An 18,818-nucleotide genomic window follows, 5' to 3' on the forward strand; every position below is an offset into this window, starting at 1 on the left:
TCACATCCGCGCCCCGGCCCCGCTGAGGGCAGCGTTCCCCGCGGGAAACAGAGGGGATGCGGCCGGGTAACACCGGCACCGCACGCTGCGATGCATGACCTCGAATACGCGTGTGGTGGTGATCGGCGCCGGCCTCGCGGGCGTACGGCTCGCCCGCAGGCTCGGAGAGCTCGGCATGTCCGCCGTGCTCGTCGGCGACGAGGAGCACACCCCGTACAACCGGGTCCTGCTCGCGGAGGTCCTGGCCGGGCGGTACGCCCCCGAGGTCATCGCGCTGCCGACGCCGGAGCGGCTGACCCGTGGCCGGGCGGTGCACATCGACCGCGCGGAGCAGCTGGTGCACTTCGCCGACGGCTCGGTGATCGCATACGACACCCTGGTCCTGGCCACCGGTTCGAACCCGGTACTTCCGCCCCTGCGCGGCCTGTTCGGCGCGTTCGGCCCGGACCGGCACGAACTGCCGGAAGGCGTCCACGCGTTCCGCACGATGGACGACTGCCTCGGGCTGTCCAAGGCCGTACGGCCGGACACCCGGGCCGTCGTCATCGGCGGCGGACTGCTCGGCGTCTCGGCGGCCCGCGCGCTCGCCGAACGCGGTGCGCAGGTGGTGCTGGCCCAGCAGTCCGAACGGCTGATGGAGCGTCAACTCGACCCGTCCGCTTCCAAGTTGGTGCTCCGGCATCTCAAGGACCTCGGCGTCGAGGTGCACACCGAGTGCCGGGTGCGCGATGTGCGCTGCGTCGGTGGCGCGGTCCGCTCGGTCGAGCTGGCCGACGGGTACGCGCTCGACGCCGACCTGGTGGTACTGGCCTGCGGGGTGCACCCGAGGGTGGGCCTCGCCCAGGACGCGGGGCTCGCCGTGCACAAGGGCGTCATCGTCGACGACCAACTGCGCACGTCAGACCCGCACATCCGGGCGATCGGCGACTGCGCCCAGCACGACGGAAACGTCTACGGTCTGGCCGCGCCCGCCCTCGAACAGGCCGATGTCCTGGCCGAGTTGCTGGCCGCGGCGGACACGGGTGCGGTCCCGGGTGCGGGTTCAGGTGCGGGTGCGGGTTCAGGTTCGGGTTCGGGTTCGACCCCGGGTTCAGGTTCGGGTGCGAACCCGGCCGGGGCCCCCGCGGGCTACACCGGCACCCGTGCCCTCACCCGTCTCACCCTCACCCGCCCCGGCCTCGCCTCCGGCACCCCTCTCGACCTCGCCGCCTTCGGGGAGCACACCCCGCTTCCCGGCGACGACGTCATCCAGCTCACCGACGCCACCCGCGGCACCTACCGCAAGGTCGTCGTCCGCGACGACCGCCTGGTCGGCGGAGTGCTCGTCGGCGAGCTCGGCACCGTCGGCGCGCTCGCCCGCGCCTGGGAGGGAGCAGAGCCGCTGCCCTCCGACGGCGGCCCTCTGCTCCACCTGCTCACCAACGATGGAGGCTCCTGATGACCGCCACCCCGGAGGCCACGGAGGCCACCCCCACGATCGTGCTCGTCGGCCACGGCATGGTCGGCCAGCGCTTCCTCGAAGCGCTCGCCGAGCGCGGCCTGACCGCAACGCACCGCGTGGTCGTGCTGTGCGAGGAGCCACGCCCCGCGTACGACCGCGTGCAGCTGACCTCGTACTTCTCGGGGACCACGCCCGAGGAACTGTCCATGACGGACATGGAGTTCATCAAGGACCACGGGATCGAGCTGCACATCGGCGACCCGGCCGAGACGGTCGACCGGGCCGCGAAGCGGGTAACGGCCCGCTCCGGTCTGGCAGTTGACTACGACACGCTCGTCCTCGCCACCGGCTCGTACCCCTTCGTGCCGCCGGTGCCGAACAAGGACGCCGAGGGCTGCTTCGTCTACCGCACGATCGAGGACCTCCTCGCGATCGAGGAGTACGCGAAGTCGAGGGCGACGACCGGTGCCGTGGTCGGCGGCGGACTGCTCGGCCTGGAGGCGGCCGGCGCCCTGAAGGGGCTCGGACTCACCTCCCACATCGTGGAGTTCGCGCCGCGCCTGATGCCGGTGCAGGTCGACGACGGCGGCGGCGCGGCCCTGCTGCGCACCATCGAGGACATGGGCCTGAGCGTCCACACGGGTGTGGGTACACAGGAGATCGTCACGGACGCCTCGGGCGCCGTAACCGGCATGAAGCTGTCCGACGGCTCCGAACTCGCCACCGACCTGGTGGTGTTCTCGGCCGGTGTCCGCCCCCGCGACCAGCTCGCCCGCGACTGCGGTCTGACGGTCGGCGAGCGCGGCGGCATCTCGGTCGACGAGCAGTGCCGGACCGTGAACGACCCGCACGTGTTCGCGATCGGCGAGTGCGCGCTCGCGGCGGACGGCCGGGTGTACGGCCTGGTCGCGCCCGGCTACGAGCAGGCGGAGACGGCCGCCGCGACCATCGCCACCGACGAGGCGTCCTTCACCGGCGCCGACCTGTCCACCAAGCTCAAGCTGCTCGGCGTGGACGTGGCGTCCTTCGGCGACGCGCACGGCACGGCCGAGGACTGCCTCGACGTCGTCTACTCCGACTCCCGCTCCGGCACGTACAAGAAGCTGGTCATCGGCCGGAACGGCGAACTGCTCGGCGGCATCCTGGTGGGCGACGCGGAGGCGTACGGCACGCTGCGCGCGTTCACCGGCTCGGTCCCGCCGATCTCCCCGGAACAGCTCGTCCTCCCGGCCGGCGCCGGCGCGCCCGTCCAGCTCGGCCCGTCCTCACTGCCGGACGAGGCGATCATCTGCTCCTGCCACAACGTCACCAAGGGAGCGATCCGCGGCGCGGTGACGGAACACTCCTGCACGACGGTGCCGGAGGTGAAGAAGTGCACCAAGGCCGGTACGGGCTGCGGCAGTTGCGTCAAGGTCCTCGGCCAGCTGGTCACCTCCGAACTGGAGGCGAGCGGCGTCGAGGTCGACAAGGGCCTGTGCGGCTGCTTCTCCCAGACCCGCGAGGAGCTGTACGAGATCGTCCTCGCCCTGCGCATCACCTCGTACCGGCAACTCCTGGACCGGTACGGGCGTGAGGGCGCCCGGGGCGGCGACGGCTGCGAGGTCTGCAAGCCCGCGGTCGGCTCGATCATCGCCTCGCTCGCGCCCACGATCGGCGCCGACGGCTATGTCCTGGACGGCGAGCAGGCCTCGCTCCAGGACACCAACGACCACTTCCTCGCCAACCTCCAGAAGAACGGCTCCTATTCGATCGTGCCGCGCATCCCCGGCGGCGAGATCACCCCCGAGAAGCTCATCGTGATCGGCGAGGTGGCCCGGGACTTCGGCCTCTACACGAAGATCACCGGCGGTCAGCGGATCGACATGTTCGGTGCGCGCGTCGAGCAACTCCCGCTGATCTGGGCCCGGTTGGTGGACGCGGGCTTCGAGTCCGGGCACGCGTACGGAAAGTCGCTGCGAACGGTCAAGTCCTGTGTCGGGCAGACCTGGTGCCGGTACGGCGTCCAGGACTCGGTGCGCATGGCGATCGACCTGGAGCTGCGCTACCGGGGTCTGCGCTCCCCGCACAAGCTCAAGTCGGCGGTCTCCGGCTGCGCCCGCGAGTGCGCGGAGGCCCAGTCGAAGGACTTCGGCATCATCGCCACCGCGAACGGCTGGAACCTGTACGTCGGCGGCAACGGCGGCGCGACCCCGCGCCACGCCGACCTGCTCGCCCAGGACCTCTCCGACGCCGAACTGATCCGCCTGATCGACCGTTTCCTGATGTTCTACATCCGCACGGCCGACCGTCTTGAGCGCACCTCGACCTGGCTGGAGCGGATCCCCGGCGGCCTCGACCACATCCGCGAGGTGGTCGTGGAGGACTCGCTGGGCATCTGCGAGGAGCTGGAGTCCCTGATGACGGCGCATGTCGCGGCCTACCGCGACGAGTGGGCCGAGACCATCAACGACCCGGAGAAGCTCTCCCGCTTCGTCTCCTTCGTGAACGCGCCGGACACCCCCGACCCGGTCGTCGGCTTCGTCCCCGAGCGCGACCAGATCAAGCCCGACCTGCCGCTGCTGACCATCGGCACGCGCCCCCTGGAAGGAAGCGCCCAGCGATGACCCTGGCCCCCGAGACGACCACGGCGACCGCCACCACGGTCCAACTCCAGCTGACGGACGGCTGGTTCACGGTCTGCGACCTGTCCCTGCTGATGCCCGGCCGCGGGGTGGCTGCGCTGCTCCCGGACGGCCACCAGGTCGCGCTCTTCCTGGACCGCACGGGCCGCATGTACGCGATCGACAACCGCGACCCGTTCTCCGGCGCGGCCGTCCTCTCCCGTGGCCTCACGGGCACCCACCAGGGCCGCCCGTTCGTCGCCTCGCCGCTCCTCAAGCAGCGGTTCGACCTGGAGTCGGGGCAGTGCCTGGACGACGAGACGGTGCGGGTGGCGACGTACGAGGTGCGGGCGCTCTAGGGCTTGCCCGGCGGAGCAGCGGATTCCTTATTGACCGATCGTTTCAGAAAGGCCTAGGCTGCGGTTCGTGGCCAGGACCAAGGAGTTCGATCCGGACGCCGCGCTGCAGTCGGCCCTGGAGCTGTTCTGGCGGCGCGGCTACGAGGCGACGTCGATGGCGGATCTCGTCGAGCATCTCGGCATCGGGCGCGCCAGCATCTACGCGACCTTCGGCAACAAGCACGCGCTGTATCTGAAGGCGCTGGACCGGTACGGGGAGTCGCGCGACGCGCTGATGCTGCGCGAGTTGTCGCAGGCGGGGGCCGCGTTGCCCGCCGTGCGGGCGGTGGTGCGGCGGTTCGCCGCCGAAGCCGCGGACGACGCCCGCCGGGCGGCGGGCTGTTTCGTCACCAACACGGCGGCCGAGCTGGCGCCTCACGATGCCGCGGCGGCCCGTCGTGTGGAGCACAGCTGGGATCACGTCGAGACGCTGATGAACTCGGCGCTCGTGCGGGCGCAGGCACAGGGGGAGCTTGCGGAGGATCGGGATCCTCGGGCGTTGGCTCGGATGTTGCTGGTGTTGATGCAGGGGTTGCGGGTGGTCGGCAAGGCGTCGGCCGATCCCGGGCGGGTTCGGGATGCGGCCGAGCAGGCTCTGACCTTGCTGGATTGATTCGGTTCGGCCCGGGTCGTTGTTGTGTGCGGGTGCGTGGGGGCCGGTCGCGCAGTTCCTCGCGCCCCTGAAAGATTGCGCAGTTCCCCGCGCCCCTGAAGTGCTGAAGTGCTGCCCTCTTTTTGAAACGATCGGTCTAGATAGGGGGAAACGATGACTGTAACAGTGGCGCCTCCTCGCGCCGGTCGAGGTGCGTTCGTGCTGCTCGGTGGGGTGCAGGTCACTCTGATCTTCACCTTGGCCGCGGTGGCTGTGCCGTTGCCGGAGATCGGGGTGGAATTCGGCGTGCAGCGCGAGGAGTTGATCCTGCTCAGTGCGGCGTACGGGCTGACGTTCGCCGGGCTGTTGCTGTTCGGGGGGCGGCTCGCCGACCGGTACGGCGGGCGTCGGGCGCTCACCGCGGGGCTGTTGGTCTTCGGGGCCGCGTCGGTCGCCGCCCCGCTCGCTCCCGGGTACGACGCGCTGCTCACGGCCCGGTTCGCCCAGGGTGCCGGCGCGGCCCTGATCGCGCCGGCCGCGATGGCGGTGCTGCGGACGGTGTTCCCCTCCCCCGCCGCGTACGGCGGTGCGATGGCCACCTGGGGAGGTCTGTCCATCCTCGGCGCCACGGCGGGCAATCTGCTCTCAGGTGTCATCTCCGCTCTCCTGTCCTGGCGTTGGGCCTTCGCCGTACCGCTCGCCGTGACGGCGGCGGCGCTCGCGCTGGCGCCCCGGGTGCTGCCTGCGGCGACCGAACCGCACTTCGGGAGGGGTGGGCCCGAACACACGGCCCGCCCCCGTCTCGACCTGCCCGGCGCCCTCTTGGCCACGGCCGGGCTGGCTTCCGCCAGTTACGGGCTCGTGCTCACCGACGCGTGGTCCTGGACGTCCGGCCGGGTGCTGGGGCCGCTGGTCGCCGGAGTCGTACTGCTGGCCGTGTTCGTCGGGGTCGAGCGGCGGGCGCCCGATCCGCTGCTCCCGCCCCGCTTCCTGCTCGACCGGCGGCGCGCGCTAGGGCTCGCCGCGACCGCACTGACCGCGGCCGGGACCGCCACCGTCTTCGTGCTGTTCTCGCTCCATCTCCAGGACGAACGCGGCTGGTCGGCACTGCGGACGTCGACCGCGTTCGTGCCGTTCGCCGTGGCGCTCCTCGCGTCGAGCCGGGTGGCGGGGCGGCTCATCGGCCGGCGGGGGGCGCCCGTCGTCACCGGTGCCGGGCTGGCCGTCGGCGCCGTGGGACTCGTACTCCTCGCGCTGCTCGGAATGAACGACACGGTCCCGTACGCGTACGGGCTTCTCCCCGGGTTCCTCCTGCTGGCGGCCGGGGTCGCCGCCTCCTTCGCCGGGGCCGCCGTGCTGGCCACCGACCGGGTGCCGGCGGAACGGACGGGTCTCGCGGGCGGGGTGCACAACACGGCGATGGAGACAGGGCCGACCGTCGTCTTCGCCCTGGTGCTCGGCGTGGGCGGCGACACGGCGAGCCTGGCGGTGACCGCGGCCCTCTTCGGCACCGCGGCCCTGGCCCTGCAACTCGCCCGCGTCTGATCCCTCGTTCGGCCGCCGTCTTCTCGCGCGCGCCTCTGATCCTCACACCCGCGTTCCTCAACTCACCATGTCCGAAAGGGAGTCACTCATGAACCGCACCCGCTTCTCGCACCGCACCGTCCTCGTCACCGGGGGCGGAACCGGGATCGGGCGGGCCGTCGCGCTCGCGTTCGCCGCCGAGGGAGCCTCCGTCGTCGTGGCGGGCCGTACCCGGGCGGCGCTCGACGAGACCGTCGCCCTCGCCGAACGGGCCGGTGGCACGGCGGTCGCGCAGGTCGCCGACGTGGCACGCCCGGCGGACGTGGAGGCGCTCGTCCGCACGGCCGTCAACCGATTCGGCTCCGTCGACATAGCCGTGAACAACGCGGGCGTCTTCCGCGGCGGGCAGCCCGTCGCCGACCTCCCCGAGGAGGAGTGGCGGACCCTGCTCGACATCAACGTCACCGGTGTACTCCTCGCCCTGCAGGCCGAGGTCCGGCAGATGCGGACCCAGGCGGGCGGCGGGGCGATCGTCAACGTCTCCTCCAACCTGGGCGCGCACAAGCAGTGGCCCAACACCACGGCGTACGCGGCCTCCAAGGCCGCCGTGTCCGCGCTCACCGCCGGCGCCGCGCTCGACCACATCGCCGACGGCATCCGTATCAACGCCGTGAGCCCCGGTGCCTCCGCGACCGCCATGTCCCTGCGGCCCGGCGAGACCGAGGCCGACCGTGCCGCGCGAATGAAGGAGGAGTCACCGCTCGGCCGCGTCTCCTCGACGGAGGAGGTGGCCGAGGCCGTTCTCTACCTGGCCTCGGACGCGGCGGCGTCCGTGGTCGGCACGGACCTTGTGATCGACGGGGGTGCGTCGTTGTAGGGGGCGACATGCGATGACGTCGAGTGCGGGTGCGTGGGGGCTGGTCGCGCAGTTCCCCGCGCCCCTAAAGACAAAGGCCGGGGCTGCGCCCCTGTCTTTGGTCTTTGGGGGCGGTAGCCCCTGCCTTTAAGGGGCGCGGGGAACTGCGCGACCAGCCCCCACCGGGCCCGCACCTTCACGACACCCGCTGAGGCACACTCTCCAACGGCCTGGCCACCGCAGCAGTCGGGGCGGCCGGCGGCAGCCGAACCACCGCGTCAAGCCCGCCGGAGGCCGAGGCACCCGCACGCAGCAGGACGTCACCCCCACTCGCATGGGCAAGGCGCTGGACAAGGGCCAGCCCAAGACCCGTACCACCCTTCGGCGCATCGGGCGCGCGCCAGAAGCGGTCGAAGGCGCGCCGGCGCTGCTCCTCGGTCATGCCGGGACCCTCGTCCGTGACGTGGAGTTCGACGCGGGCCGGACCCGCCGGACGGTGACCGAAGCGGCGTTCGTGGGTCTCGGGCCTGCGCAGATCGATGGAGACGGTGGAGTAACGGGGCGCCACCCGAAGGGAGTTGGACAGCAGGTTGTCCAGGATCTGCTCGACCGCGCCGGGCAGGGCGAGCACCGGCCCACCGTAGTCGCCGAGCAGCACGAGCTGCACCCCGTGCTGCTCGAACATCGGCGCCCAGGCCCGGTGCCGCTCCGCGCAGACCCGGTCCAGGTCCACCTGTTCGCGCACGGCGGCGCTCTCGTCGAGCCGGGCCATCGCCAGCAGCCCCTCGACCATCCTGGCGAGCCGGTCGGTCTCGGTCATCGCGGCGGTCAGGTTGCCCCGGGCGTGCAGGGCGATGTCGGGCTCCAGGTTCTCCAGGCGCAGCCGCAGCGCGGCGAGGGGCGTCTTGAGCTGGTGCGAGGCCTCACCCGCGAAGGCGCGCTGGGAGGCGAGGAGGTGCTCCAGGCGGGCCGCCGTACGGTTGAAGGTGGCCGCGAGACTCCGTACCTCCGGCGGCCCCTTGGTGATCGCCACCGGTGTGGAGGGGCCGCCGTCGGCCAACTCGTGGGTGGCTAGCTCCAGTTCACGGATGGGGCGGCCGGTCCAGCGGGCGATGGCGAAGCCGATGACCGCGACGGCGGTGAGGGCCGCGAGCCCGCCGAGGGCAAGCAGCAGCCAGACATGGTGCACCCGGGCGTGCACCATCTGTGTGGGCAGCGTGATCCACACGGCACCCTGTTTGTACGAGCCGTGCGCGATCGGCGCCGCGACGGACAGGTACTGGACGCCTCCGATGGTGGAGGTGCGGACGTCCTGCGTGGCGGTTCCCCGCAGCGCCGCCGCGATCCCGGGACGGGCGGCGAGGCCCTGGGTCTCCGTCGCCGACAGCGTGTGCGAGCTGGTGACCAGCGCGCCGGACCGGTCGACGATCACGACCTTCCCGCCGATGCGCTCGGCGCAGCGGCTCACCCTGCCGGGCAGGTCCCGCTCCGCGCGGCCGCCCATGGAAAGGGCCAGCGAGGCGTACGCGGAGACCGACTCCGCCTCGTCCTTCGCCATGTTGGTGACCCGCTCCCGCTCGCCCCGCGAGTAGACGAAGCCCAGCGGGATCTCCAGGCAGAGCAGGAGCAGCACGGCGAGACTCAGGTAGCTGAGCAGGAGCCGACGCGTCACCGGAAGGCCGCCGGCCGGGGTTCCTGGGACCCGCCGTCCGGGAGGTCGTCGTAGGCGCCGCTCGACCCGAACGACTCGAAGGACTCGAAGGATCCGTACGAGCCGGTCGAGCCAGACGAACCGGCAGAGCCAGACGCGCCGTACAAGGCGGACGCGCCGTACGAGCCGTTCGGTCTGCCGGGCTGCTCCCCGTACGAGCCGCCCGTCGCCCCGCCCAGGGTTCCGCCCGGGGCCCCGCCCGCCGAGGGCGGCCGGTTCTGCACGGCGAGTCTGAAGCCGACCCCGCGCAGGGTCTGGATCCACGCCGAGTTGCCCAACTTCCTTCGCAGCGTGGCGACATGGACGTCCAGCGTCTTGGTCGGGCCCTGGTAGTGCGGGTCCCACACCCGGTCCAGGATCTGCTGCCGCGAGTAGACAGCTCCGGGGTCCTCGGTGAGCAGCGCGAGCAGTTCGAACTCCTTCGGCGTCAGCGAGACCGGCGAGTCCCCGACCCAGACCTGCCGGGTGCGGCGGTCGACGACGAGGGGGCCGGGCGCGGGCGCCGTCACGGCAACCGGCTCCGGCTCTGGCTCCGACGCCGGCGCCGACTCGTCGCGGAATGCTCCTCCGGCCGGTCCCGCCGACGCCCCCCGCCGCGGCCGCCCGGCCGGGACCGGTGGCGCGAACTCGAAGCCCGGCCCGGCCTCGAAGGAGCGCGACGACTCGTCGAAGCGCCGCCCGACACCGGACGACTGGTCGTAGCGATCGTCCGGGTCGTACGCGTCGGAGGACCGAGTGGCACCGCCGGACGGCAGGTCGTACGGGTCCGCGGCACGGGTGCTTCCGGAGGAGTCGTACGAGGTCGATGTGCGGGTGCCGTCGGACGGGCCGTACGAAGACCGCGTGCCGGTGCCGTCGCTCCGGTCGTACGAGGACCGCGCTGCCGATGCGGCATCCGCCCCCGCGACGGCCGGCCCCGGTTCGCCCGAACCGGCCCTTCCTCGCCCGGTGTTGCCCGACTCAGAGCCGCCCCACCCCGCGGTGTCCCGCCCAGGCATGTCCGGCCCCGCCGAGAACGACTCACTCGCGAACGGTTCGCCGCCGAACGACTCGCCCCTGAACGGTTTCTCGTCCCGGGGTTCCGCGGCCCGGGGTTCCGCATCCCGGGGCCGTTCGCCGGAGCCCCCGTGACTCGCAGAGAACCCTGACTCGTACGCCCCCTCGGAACGAGACGCCCAGTCGGACGAGCCGGCGCCCGGAGACCTCGGACCCGGGGACCCCGAACCCGAAAACCCGGCACCCCGGAACCCGGCATCGGAAGACCCGACACCCGAAAACCCGGCGCCCGAGGACCCCGCATCGGAAGTCCCGGCATCCGGATACCCGGCACCACGCGCCCCCGCGGAGGCGGCAGGCGCCCCGTCGCCGAGCACGCCCGCCACCCGCACCCCCGCCCCAAGGGTCCCCGTGCCGACGGGACCCGATCCGAGCGGGCCCGTGCCCGGCGTTCCCGTGCCGAACGGGCCCACCGCAGGCGTCCCGCCCGGCGGTGTCGCCATGAAATCGCCCTCGGTGAGGCCCTGTTGGAGGCCGCGGCCCTGCTGGGTGCGTCGGGTGACCGCCCGTATGCGGGCCACCAGCTCGCGCAGGCTGAAAGGTTTCGCCAGATAGTCGTCGGCGCCGAGTTCCAGACCCAGAACGCGGTCGGCCTCCTCGCCGCGCGCGCTGAGGATGATGACGGGCACGTCGGAGTGCTGCCGGATCCCCCGGCAGACGTCGATGCCGTCCATGTCGGGCAGCCCCAGGTCGAGCAGGACGACATCGCCGTACGGCCCTCTCAGCCCGGCGGCCCCGGTCGAGACGTGGTCGACCGTCAGCCCGAAGTGACCCAGACCCTCGGCGAGCGGCTCGGCGATCGTCTCGTCGTCCTCGATGAGCAGCACTCGTACGCCCATAGGCCCTGTCTCCCCATGAATCCGGACAGCACGAATTCCGTGCCGTGGAGCGAACACGCTACAAGAGCCGTCATGGGCACGTCGCCCATACCCGAGGTAATGTGACCGGCTGCTCAAAAACCGTCCCTGGATGGCTCGTTGACGGTGATTCGGAGCCCTCGGAAGGCTGCCCGGGACGAAATATGTGCCATTCCTGGTCGCGCTCTAGTGTTCCCTTAACTTTCGCCTGGCAGTCGCCCCTCTACGGTGGGAGCACGACGGGAAAGCCCTGGTCGAACCCCCTGCCGGGAGGAACCGTGAAGGCACTGCTGGACCGCGCCCGCTCGTTCAAGAGGCGCGTCGATTTCGAGAGCGGCGAATACCGGAAGCTGGCCGAAGGCCAATATCCGGAGGCATTGTTCATTACCTGCTCGGACTCACGGGTCATACCCGCCCTGATCACAGGCGCACGGCCCGGAGAGATATTCGAGCTGCGGAACGCAGGCAATATCGTTCCACCGCACGGACGGCAGGGCGCGTCCGGCGAGGCCGCCACCATCGAGTACGCACTGGAGGTGCTCGGCGTTCAGGACATCGTCGTGTGTGGCCATTCCCACTGCGGCGCGATGGGCGCCCTGAAGTCCGGCGACGACCTGTCCGCGCTGCCCGGCGTGGACGCCTGGCTGGACCTGGCCCGCCCGGAGCTGGCACCGCTGCTCGACGGGGCCTTCGAGGACCCGTCGATGCCGGCCGTGGCCCAGCTCAACGTCGTCAACCAGCTCGCGGCACTGAGGAGTTACCCGGTGACCAAGCCACGGCTCGACTCGGGACGGCTGCGGCTGCACGGCTGGTACTACGAGGTCGACACCGGCCAGGTCCACGAGCTGGACGAGGACGGCAGCTTCCGGGTGCACGCCGTATGAGCGGGATGCACGCACGCGGACGCGTACCGGCGCACGCCAAGATCCCGGACGCCCCGCCCGTCCCGGACTTCCCCGTCCCGAACGCCCCCGCCCACTCCCCCACGTACGCCCCGGACATCACGCCGCCGGCCACCTCCCGTATGGACAAGGCGGCCGCGACGGCCAGGACGGAGGAGGCGAACGGGACGGACGAGGTGAACAGGACGGCCAGGACGGCCAAGGCGGACAAGAACGCCAAGGGGCCCAAGGCCGACCTCGCCACCGAGATCACCGCCTCCCTCGTCGTCTTCCTCGTCGCGCTCCCCCTGTGCATCGGCGTGGCCGTCGCCTCCGGTGTCCCCGCGGAGCTGGGCATCATCTCCGGTGTCATCGGCGGCCTGGTGGTCGGCGCGGCGCGCGGCAGTACCCTCCAAGTCAGCGGTCCGGCGGCCGGGTTGGCGGCCCTCGTGGCGGAGACCGTGCTTGAGTTCGGCGTCGCCATGCTCGGTGTGATCGTCCTCGGCTCGGGCATCCTGCAGATCGTCCTGGGCCTGGTCCGACTCGGCCGGATCTTCCAGGCGATCTCCCTGGCCGTCGTCCAGGGCATGCTCGCGGGCATCGGACTCCCGCTGATGTTCAGCCAGTTGTACCCGATGTCCGACTCCAAGGCCCCGGGCACCCCGATCGAGAACATGGCGGGCCTCCCCGATCTCATCGCCGACACAGTGGCCAACCCCCAGGCGCTGATCGCCGCCGGACTCGGTATCGCCACCATCGCGCTCAGCTTCCTGTGGAAGAAGCTGCCGGGCCCGGTCAAGAAGATCCCGGCCGCGCTCGTGGCCGTCGGGATCGGCATCGGGGTCGCCTCCCTGCCGGGCGTGGACGTGAAGACGCTCCAGGTGGGCAATCTGCTCGCGTCCGTGGACGTCCCCGGCCCGAACGAGTTCGCGGGACTCGCCGACGTCGGGATCATCACCGCGATCCTCACCTTCACGGTGATCGCCTCGGCGGAGAGCCTCTTCACGGCCGCCGCGGTGGACCGTATGCACAGCGGCCCGCGCACCCGCTACAACCCCGAACTCATCGCCCAGGGTGCCGGAAACACCGTGGCGGGCCTCCTCGGCGCGCTCCCCATCACGGCGGTCGTGGCCCGCAGCTCCGCGAACGTCCAGGCGGGCGCCAAGACCCGGCTGTCCCGCACATTGCACGGCCTGTGGCTGCTGGCCTTCGCGCTGCTCCTGCCCCAGGTCCTCGCCCTGATCCCGATCGCCGTCCTCGCGGGCGTCCTCGTACACAGCGGCTGGAAGCTCTTCGCCCCCGAGGAGTTCCCGAAGATGTGGCGCCAGGACCGGGGCGAGTTCGCGGTCATGACCCTCACCACGCTGGTCATCGTGGCGACCGCGCTCCTCGAAGGTGTCCTCTTCGGCCTCGCCGCCGGGATCGTGTTGGCCGCACTGCGCATGTCGCAGACCGTCATCAAGCAGCACCTGGAGGAGGACACCGCCAAGGTCGTCATGGCGGGCAACGCCACGTTCCTGCGGCTGCCGCAGCTGATCGAGGCGCTGGAGGCCGCCGCGGAGGCGGGCAAGCCGCGCATTCGGCTCGACCTGACCGGTGTGACCCACCTGGATCATGCCTGCCGCAACCAGGTGGAGGAGTTCGTCGCCCAGCAGCGGGGGTTCGGCCTGCGGGTGGAGTTGCTGATGCCGGGGCCGGCGAAGCCGGTTGGCACGCCGGCGCCTGCGCCTGTGGCGGACTTGGCCGGTGAGCGGGGGCGGCCGTCGGCCGGAGCCGAGTTGCCCCGGCGGCCGTACGCGCCCACGGCCGCGGGGCCGGCGCAGGGGCCCGGGCCCACGGCCGAGTGGTTCTATCTCGATACGCGGCCCATGCCTGAGGAGTACGCCTCTCGTTGAGCTCCGCCCCGGTCGTTCGTACGTGCGGGTCGGCCGTGGCTTGTCGCGCCCACGCGGCGGAGCCGCATATCGATACAGCCCCGCGCCCCTGAGGGGGCGCCGGCCCTCGGGCGTGCTTACGCTGTGAAGCCACTCGTACGCGGAGGGAGCCAAGGCCATGAGCGGTTGGAGCGCGCGGGACATTCCCGATCAGAGCGGTCGTACCGTCGTTGTCACCGGGGCGAACAGTGGGATCGGGTATGTCACCGCCCGTGAGCTGGCCCGGCGGGGCGCCAGGGTCGTCCTCGCGTGCCGCAGCGAGAGCCGTGGTGTCGAGGCCGCCGACCGGGTGGCCATCGAAGTGCCGGACGCGGAGGCCGAGTTCGCGCCTCTCGATCTCGGGAACCTGGACTCCGTACGGGAGTTCGCGGCGGCGTACGGGCGGAAGTACGACCGGCTGGACCTGTTGATCGACAACGCGGGCGTCATGGCGTTGCCGCAGGGGCGTACGGCGGACGGGTTCGAGACGCAGTTCGGGGTCAACCACCTCGGACACTTCGCGCTCACCGGGCTGTTGCTGCCGGCGCTGCTCGCCACGCCCGGCGCCCGCGTGGTGAGCGTGTCCAGTTTCGTGCACGCGCTGGCCAACATCGACATCAACGACCTCAACAGCGAGCGCAAGTACGGGCGTTGGACCGCGTACGGGCGGTCGAAGACGGCCAACCTGCTGTTCGTGCACGAGCTGGCGCGCAGGCTCGCCGCCATCGGCTCCGATGTCGTGGCGGCGGCCGCGCACCCCGGATACGCAGCCACCAACCTCATGAGCGTGGCCCCGAGAATGCGGGGCCGCAAGGGCTCCGAACGGTTCATGGAGATCGGCACCCGCGTCTTCGCCCAGTCCGCGGAGGCCGGCGCGCTCCCCACGCTGTACGCGGCGACGGCACCCGGCGTACGCCCGGACTCCTTCACCGGCCCTTCGATCCTCGGCCTCCGCGGCTCCCCGGCGAAGTCGCGGCGCGCCGGGTGGACCCTCAACGACCTTGCGGGACAACGGCTTTGGGAGGAGTCGGAGCGGCTGACGGGTGTCACTTACGACACGCTGAAGGTGTGAAGCGGGGGATGCTCGCGACGTGCTGCCCGCGGAAGGCATGACGCACGGGCGTACGGGGCACACAGGCAGTGACGCGTACACGTCACCGCCTGGCCATGGCGCGTCCACCCCGCACTCCTAGGCTCCGGCGGTGCGCGACCCCGTCGCCGACCGGCGGACGGGGCGGTCACAGCACCCCCTTGGAGCGACAGTGGAACGTCGTACCCTCCTGCGCGCGGCCGTACTCGGCGGTTCGTCCGCCGTCCTCGGCGGAACCCTGTGGCGCGGCGCCGCGTACGCCGCACCCGCCCAGCCCGGCACCGGCCCGTACGGGGCACTCGGCGCGGCGGACGCGAACGGCGTCAGGCTGCCGAGCGGCTTCACCAGCCGGGTGATAGCCAGGTCCGGCCAGACGGTCACCGGCACGTCCTACACCTGGCACAACGCCCCTGACGGCGGGGCCTGTTACGCCGACGGCAGCGGCTGGATCTACGTCTCCAACTCGGAGATCAACCCCTCCGGCGGCGCGAGCGCGGTGAAGTTCTCGTCGGCGGGCGCGGTCACCGGCGCGTACCGCGTCCTGTCCGGCACCCGGCAGAACTGCGCGGGCGGCAAGACCCCGTGGAACACCTGGCTCTCCTGCGAGGAGGTGTCCCTCGGCTACGTCTACGAGACGGACCCGTGGGGCGTCAACGCGGCCGTGCGCCGGGACGCGATGGGCCGCTTCAAGCACGAGGCGGCGGCCGCCGACCCGGTGCGCAGGGTGGTGTACCTGACGGAGGACGAGACCAACGGCTGTCTCTACCGCTTCGTCCCCACCACCTGGGGCAGCCTGTCCGCCGGCACCCTCCAGGTCATGGTCGCCGGGACCGCCACCTCCGGCTCCTTCACCTGGGCGAACGTGCCCGACCCGGACGGCTCCCCCACCACGACCCGTACACAGGTCTCCGGCTCGAAGAAGTTCAACGGCGGCGAGGGCTGCCACTACGCCGACGACACGGTCTGGTTCACCACCAAGGGCGACAACCGCGTCTGGCAGCTCAACCTGGCCGCGAACACCTACGAGTTGGCGTACGACGACTCGCTCGTGACCTCCGGTACGGCACCGCTGACCGGCGTCGACAACATCACCGGCAGCTCCTCGGGCGACCTGTTCGTCGCGGAGGACGGCGGCAACATGGAGATCTGCGTCATCACGCCGAACGACGTGATCGCCCCGTTCCTCCGCATCGACGGCCAGTCCGGCTCGGAGATCACCGGCCCCGCCTTCTCCCCCGACGGAACCCGCCTCTACTTCTCCAGCCAGCGCGGCACCAGCGGCAGTTCGTCCGGCGGCATCACGTACGAGGTGAGGGGTCCGTTCCGGGCCTGAGCCGTGAATGGCCGGGCATCACCCTGTGCCGCTCATGAACCGATTCATAGACTGCCAAGCTCCTCCGTTCCTTGCTCAACTCATCCGACAGGACATGCGTATGAGACACCTAGTCAAGGTTCTGGCCCCTGCCTGTGCCTTAGTGGGGGTGGTGGCACTCGCCACGCCCTCGGAGGCCGCGTTCTCCGCGAACGAGACGTGGACGAGCAACCCGTATTTCGGGAACTACGACACCCAGTTCACGGACGTCACCGGTGACGGTCTGGCCGACGCGATCGCGATCAACGACACCGGCATCACCGTCCGCCGCTCCACCGGGTCCGTCTTCTCCGGCAACGAGGCCTGGACCAGCGGCCCGTACTACGGGAGCAACAGCACGCAGATGGCCGACGTCACCGGTGACGGGCGGGCCGACGCCATCGCGATCAACGACACCGGCATCACCGTCCGCCGCTCCACCGGAACCGCCTTCGCGGCGAACGAAGCCTGGACCGCCAACCCGTACTACGGGAACTACGGCACGTACTTCGCGGACGTCACCGGCGACGGGCGGGCCGACGCCATCGCCGTCAACGACACCGGCATCACCATCCGCCGCTCCACCGGGTCCGCCTTCTCCGGCAACGAAGCCTGGACCACTGGCCCGTACTACGGAAGCCAGCCCCCTTACGAGGTGTTCGCGGACGTCACCGGCGACGATCTGGCCGACGCCGTCGTGGTCAACTCCGAAGGCATCACCGTCCGCCGCTCCAACGGAACCGCCTTCACGGCCAACGAAACCTGGACCAGCAACCCGTACGGCGGAGAGCGGGCCCCCTTCGGCGCGTTCACGGACGTCACCGGAGACGATCTGGCCGACGCCATCGTGGTCAACTACGACGGCATCACCGTCCGCCGCTCCAACGGGACCGCCTTCACCGCCAACGAAACCTGGACCAGCGACCCGTACTACGGAGATCACTCCCCCGGCGGCGCGTTCGCCGACGTGACCGGCGACGGCCGGGCCGACGCCATCGTGGTCAACAACACCGGCATCACCGTCCGCCGCTCCGCCTGACCGGCAGACCGGCAGACCGGCGAACGAGCGAGGGCCCCGCACGGGGAGCCACCCTCCTCTTGGTTTACAGATGACGGACCCATGAGCGGAGAGCTACCGTCCGGTCACGTCACGTTCGCATCACGGGTCCGTCATTCCGCCACCGCACCATCAGCCCCCTAATACTTTCGTCACCTCAAATCCGACTGATCGCCCTCCGTGATCATGCGTACGGATAACGACCCAAATCTGAGGTGCTCTCGTGAAGTTGCTCCGCAAGCCCGCCGCCGTTGCCGTCGCCGCGCTGGCGCTCACCGCTCTGTCGGCCACCACCGCCCAGGCCCACGACGGCGACCACCCGTTCAAGAACTGCACCGAGGCATACGAGAACGGGTTCTCCGACATCCCCAGGAGCGACGAGCAGCACTACGCCGACGACCTGGACCGCGACCAGGACGGCATCGGCTGCGACCAGCCGCCCTCGGACTTCGTCCCGGCGGACGACCAGGGCAAGGACGACGAAAGCACCGAGGACACCGCCTCCGACACGGGGGAAAAGAACACCGACCTGGCGGAGACGGGCGGCAGCGGCGCCACGCCGTACGTCGCGGGTGGCGGTGCGGTGGTCCTCCTCGCGGGAGGCGGCATGCTGCTCGCGGCACGCAAGCGCCGCGACGCCCGCTGACACGTCGGCGGACGCACAGGACGCGGCGGGAACCCTGTGGAGGGTCCCCGCCGCGTCGATGTCCGAGGGGGCGAAGGGCTCAGCTCTCGCAGCTGTCCTTCAGGTCGTTGAGGTCCCCGACGCAGGTGTCGGTACCGGCGTCCCCGAAGGAGCGGTCGTTGGCCTGCGAGGAGTCGAGGGCGTCCAGGCGGTCGTTGCCGTTTCGGCCGAACATGACGTCGTCTCCGGTGCCACCGGTGATTCGGTCGGCCCCTCCACCGCCGAAGATGGAGTCGTGCCCGGCCTGACCGTCCAGGGTGGTCCCCGCGGTGGCGTTGGGGTCGAGCGTGATGATGTCGTTGCCCGCGCCGCCGTTGATGATGGCGGGCACGCTCCCCGTCACGGTGATGATGTCACCGAGGTTCCCGCCTTCGAGGGTGAGGGTGCGGCCGCCGTACGGGCAGCGGACCGTGTCGACATCGACCTGGGTGCAGCCGGCTCCCGCGGTGACGGTGTCGCCTCCGTCGCTGATGGTGACGGTGTCGAGGGACCGGGTGATGGAAAGATCGTTCGCCTTCCCCTCCACGGCGTTGACGAAGATACGAACAGTGCTCACACTCACACCGGTTGCCGCGTGCGCCTGTCCGGCCGACAGCACTGTCGCCACACCCAGAACCACGGTCGTCACGCCGGCCTGTACCGCTCTGCGCATTGAGGTCTTCAATGCCCCTCCTCTTCCCCCTGATGAACACGGGCTGGTCTTGCCGTGATCAACCGTAGGAGTGGAGCGGTGGGGGCGCATGGGGGGAGAACCCCCAATTAACGACGCGGGGCCGCGCTCAAGTCCCGTACGTCTGACTTGAGTT

General features: G+C 71.0%; 14 protein-coding genes and 2 pseudogenes. 12 read left to right on the forward strand and 4 right to left on the reverse strand.

Translation table 11 applies throughout. The features are described 5' to 3' along the window. Nucleotides 1-94 precede the first annotated feature (94 nt). From ACFWXQ_RS28690 to ACFWXQ_RS28715, 6 genes are all read left to right on the forward strand, one after another. Nucleotides 95-1,438 (forward strand): NAD(P)/FAD-dependent oxidoreductase, encoded by a 1,344-nt coding sequence (locus tag ACFWXQ_RS28690; RefSeq protein WP_383947280.1) that lies wholly within the window; start codon nucleotides 95-97, stop codon nucleotides 1,436-1,438. Continuing rightward, on the forward strand, nucleotides 1,438-4,044 hold the full coding sequence (nirB, locus tag ACFWXQ_RS28695) for a nitrite reductase large subunit NirB (RefSeq protein WP_383947277.1): 2,607 nt from the start codon (nucleotides 1,438-1,440) through the stop codon (nucleotides 4,042-4,044). The genes ACFWXQ_RS28690 and nirB overlap by 1 nt, the downstream gene beginning before the upstream one ends. Then, nucleotides 4,041-4,400, forward strand: a complete 360-nt coding sequence (nirD, locus tag ACFWXQ_RS28700; protein WP_383947275.1) for a nitrite reductase small subunit NirD — start codon at nucleotides 4,041-4,043, stop codon at nucleotides 4,398-4,400. The genes nirB and nirD overlap by 4 nt, the downstream gene beginning before the upstream one ends. Before the next feature lie 67 nt (nucleotides 4,401-4,467). Then, nucleotides 4,468-5,052 (forward strand): TetR/AcrR family transcriptional regulator, encoded by a 585-nt coding sequence (locus ACFWXQ_RS28705; protein WP_383947272.1) that lies wholly within the window; start codon nucleotides 4,468-4,470, stop codon nucleotides 5,050-5,052. 153 nt (nucleotides 5,053-5,205) lie between these two features. Then, nucleotides 5,206-6,576, forward strand: a complete 1,371-nt coding sequence (locus tag ACFWXQ_RS28710; protein WP_383947270.1) for an MFS transporter — start codon at nucleotides 5,206-5,208, stop codon at nucleotides 6,574-6,576. An 88-nt stretch (nucleotides 6,577-6,664) separates the two neighbouring features. Next, nucleotides 6,665-7,432: an SDR family NAD(P)-dependent oxidoreductase gene (locus tag ACFWXQ_RS28715; protein WP_383947267.1), complete on the forward strand. Its 768-nt coding sequence runs from the start codon at nucleotides 6,665-6,667 to the stop codon at nucleotides 7,430-7,432. A gap of 175 nt (nucleotides 7,433-7,607) precedes the next feature. Here the strand turns inward: ACFWXQ_RS28715 and ACFWXQ_RS28720 are convergent, their stop codons facing one another. From ACFWXQ_RS28720 to ACFWXQ_RS28730, 3 genes and pseudogenes are all read right to left on the reverse strand, one after another. Further along, nucleotides 7,608-9,083: a sensor histidine kinase gene (locus tag ACFWXQ_RS28720; RefSeq protein ID WP_383947264.1), complete on the reverse strand. Its 1,476-nt coding sequence runs from the start codon at nucleotides 9,081-9,083 to the stop codon at nucleotides 7,608-7,610. Nucleotides 9,084-9,322: 239 nt separating this feature from the next. Continuing rightward, nucleotides 9,323-9,625 (reverse strand): annotated as a pseudogene (locus ACFWXQ_RS28725) (winged helix-turn-helix domain-containing protein); the annotation flags it as partial. Nucleotides 9,626-10,606: 981 nt separating this feature from the next. Beyond that, nucleotides 10,607-11,017 (reverse strand): annotated as a pseudogene (locus ACFWXQ_RS28730) (response regulator transcription factor); the annotation flags it as partial. A 296-nt stretch (nucleotides 11,018-11,313) separates the two neighbouring features. Here ACFWXQ_RS28730 and ACFWXQ_RS28735 point away from each other — a divergent pair. The 6 genes from ACFWXQ_RS28735 (at nucleotide 11,314) to ACFWXQ_RS28760 (ending at nucleotide 17,973) form a co-directional block, all read left to right on the forward strand. Beyond that, a complete protein-coding gene (locus ACFWXQ_RS28735; protein ID WP_383397123.1) occupies nucleotides 11,314-11,919 on the forward strand; it encodes a carbonic anhydrase in 606 nt (201 codons plus the stop codon). Next, nucleotides 11,916-13,811 carry a SulP family inorganic anion transporter gene (locus ACFWXQ_RS28740; protein WP_383948256.1) on the forward strand — a complete coding sequence of 632 codons (1,896 nt, stop codon included), beginning with the start codon at nucleotides 11,916-11,918 and terminating at the stop codon, nucleotides 13,809-13,811. Before ACFWXQ_RS28735 ends, ACFWXQ_RS28740 begins: the two co-directional genes overlap by 4 nt. A 157-nt stretch (nucleotides 13,812-13,968) precedes the next feature. Then, complete coding sequence (locus ACFWXQ_RS28745) at nucleotides 13,969-14,901, forward strand: oxidoreductase (protein WP_383948253.1); 933 nt, start codon at nucleotides 13,969-13,971, stop codon at nucleotides 14,899-14,901. Nucleotides 14,902-15,091: 190 nt separating this feature from the next. Beyond that, entirely contained in the window at nucleotides 15,092-16,252 is a 1,161-nt protein-coding gene (locus ACFWXQ_RS28750) for an alkaline phosphatase PhoX (protein WP_383948250.1), read from the forward strand. A gap of 151 nt (nucleotides 16,253-16,403) precedes the next feature. Further along, on the forward strand, nucleotides 16,404-17,309 hold the full coding sequence (locus ACFWXQ_RS28755; RefSeq protein WP_383948247.1) for an FG-GAP repeat domain-containing protein: 906 nt from the start codon (nucleotides 16,404-16,406) through the stop codon (nucleotides 17,307-17,309). A gap of 241 nt (nucleotides 17,310-17,550) precedes the next feature. After that, a complete protein-coding gene (locus ACFWXQ_RS28760) occupies nucleotides 17,551-17,973 on the forward strand; it encodes an LAETG motif-containing sortase-dependent surface protein (RefSeq protein WP_383948244.1) in 423 nt (140 codons plus the stop codon). Between the two features lie 79 nt (nucleotides 17,974-18,052). Here the strand turns inward: ACFWXQ_RS28760 and ACFWXQ_RS28765 are convergent, their stop codons facing one another. Then, on the reverse strand, nucleotides 18,053-18,676 hold the full coding sequence (locus ACFWXQ_RS28765; RefSeq protein ID WP_383948241.1) for a calcium-binding protein: 624 nt from the start codon (nucleotides 18,674-18,676) through the stop codon (nucleotides 18,053-18,055). Nucleotides 18,677-18,818: the final 142 nt, after the last annotated feature.

Source organism: Streptomyces sp. NPDC058697 (genome assembly GCF_042715345.1).
GTDB classification, from domain to species: domain Bacteria; phylum Actinomycetota; class Actinomycetes; order Streptomycetales; family Streptomycetaceae; genus Streptomyces; species Streptomyces liliifuscus.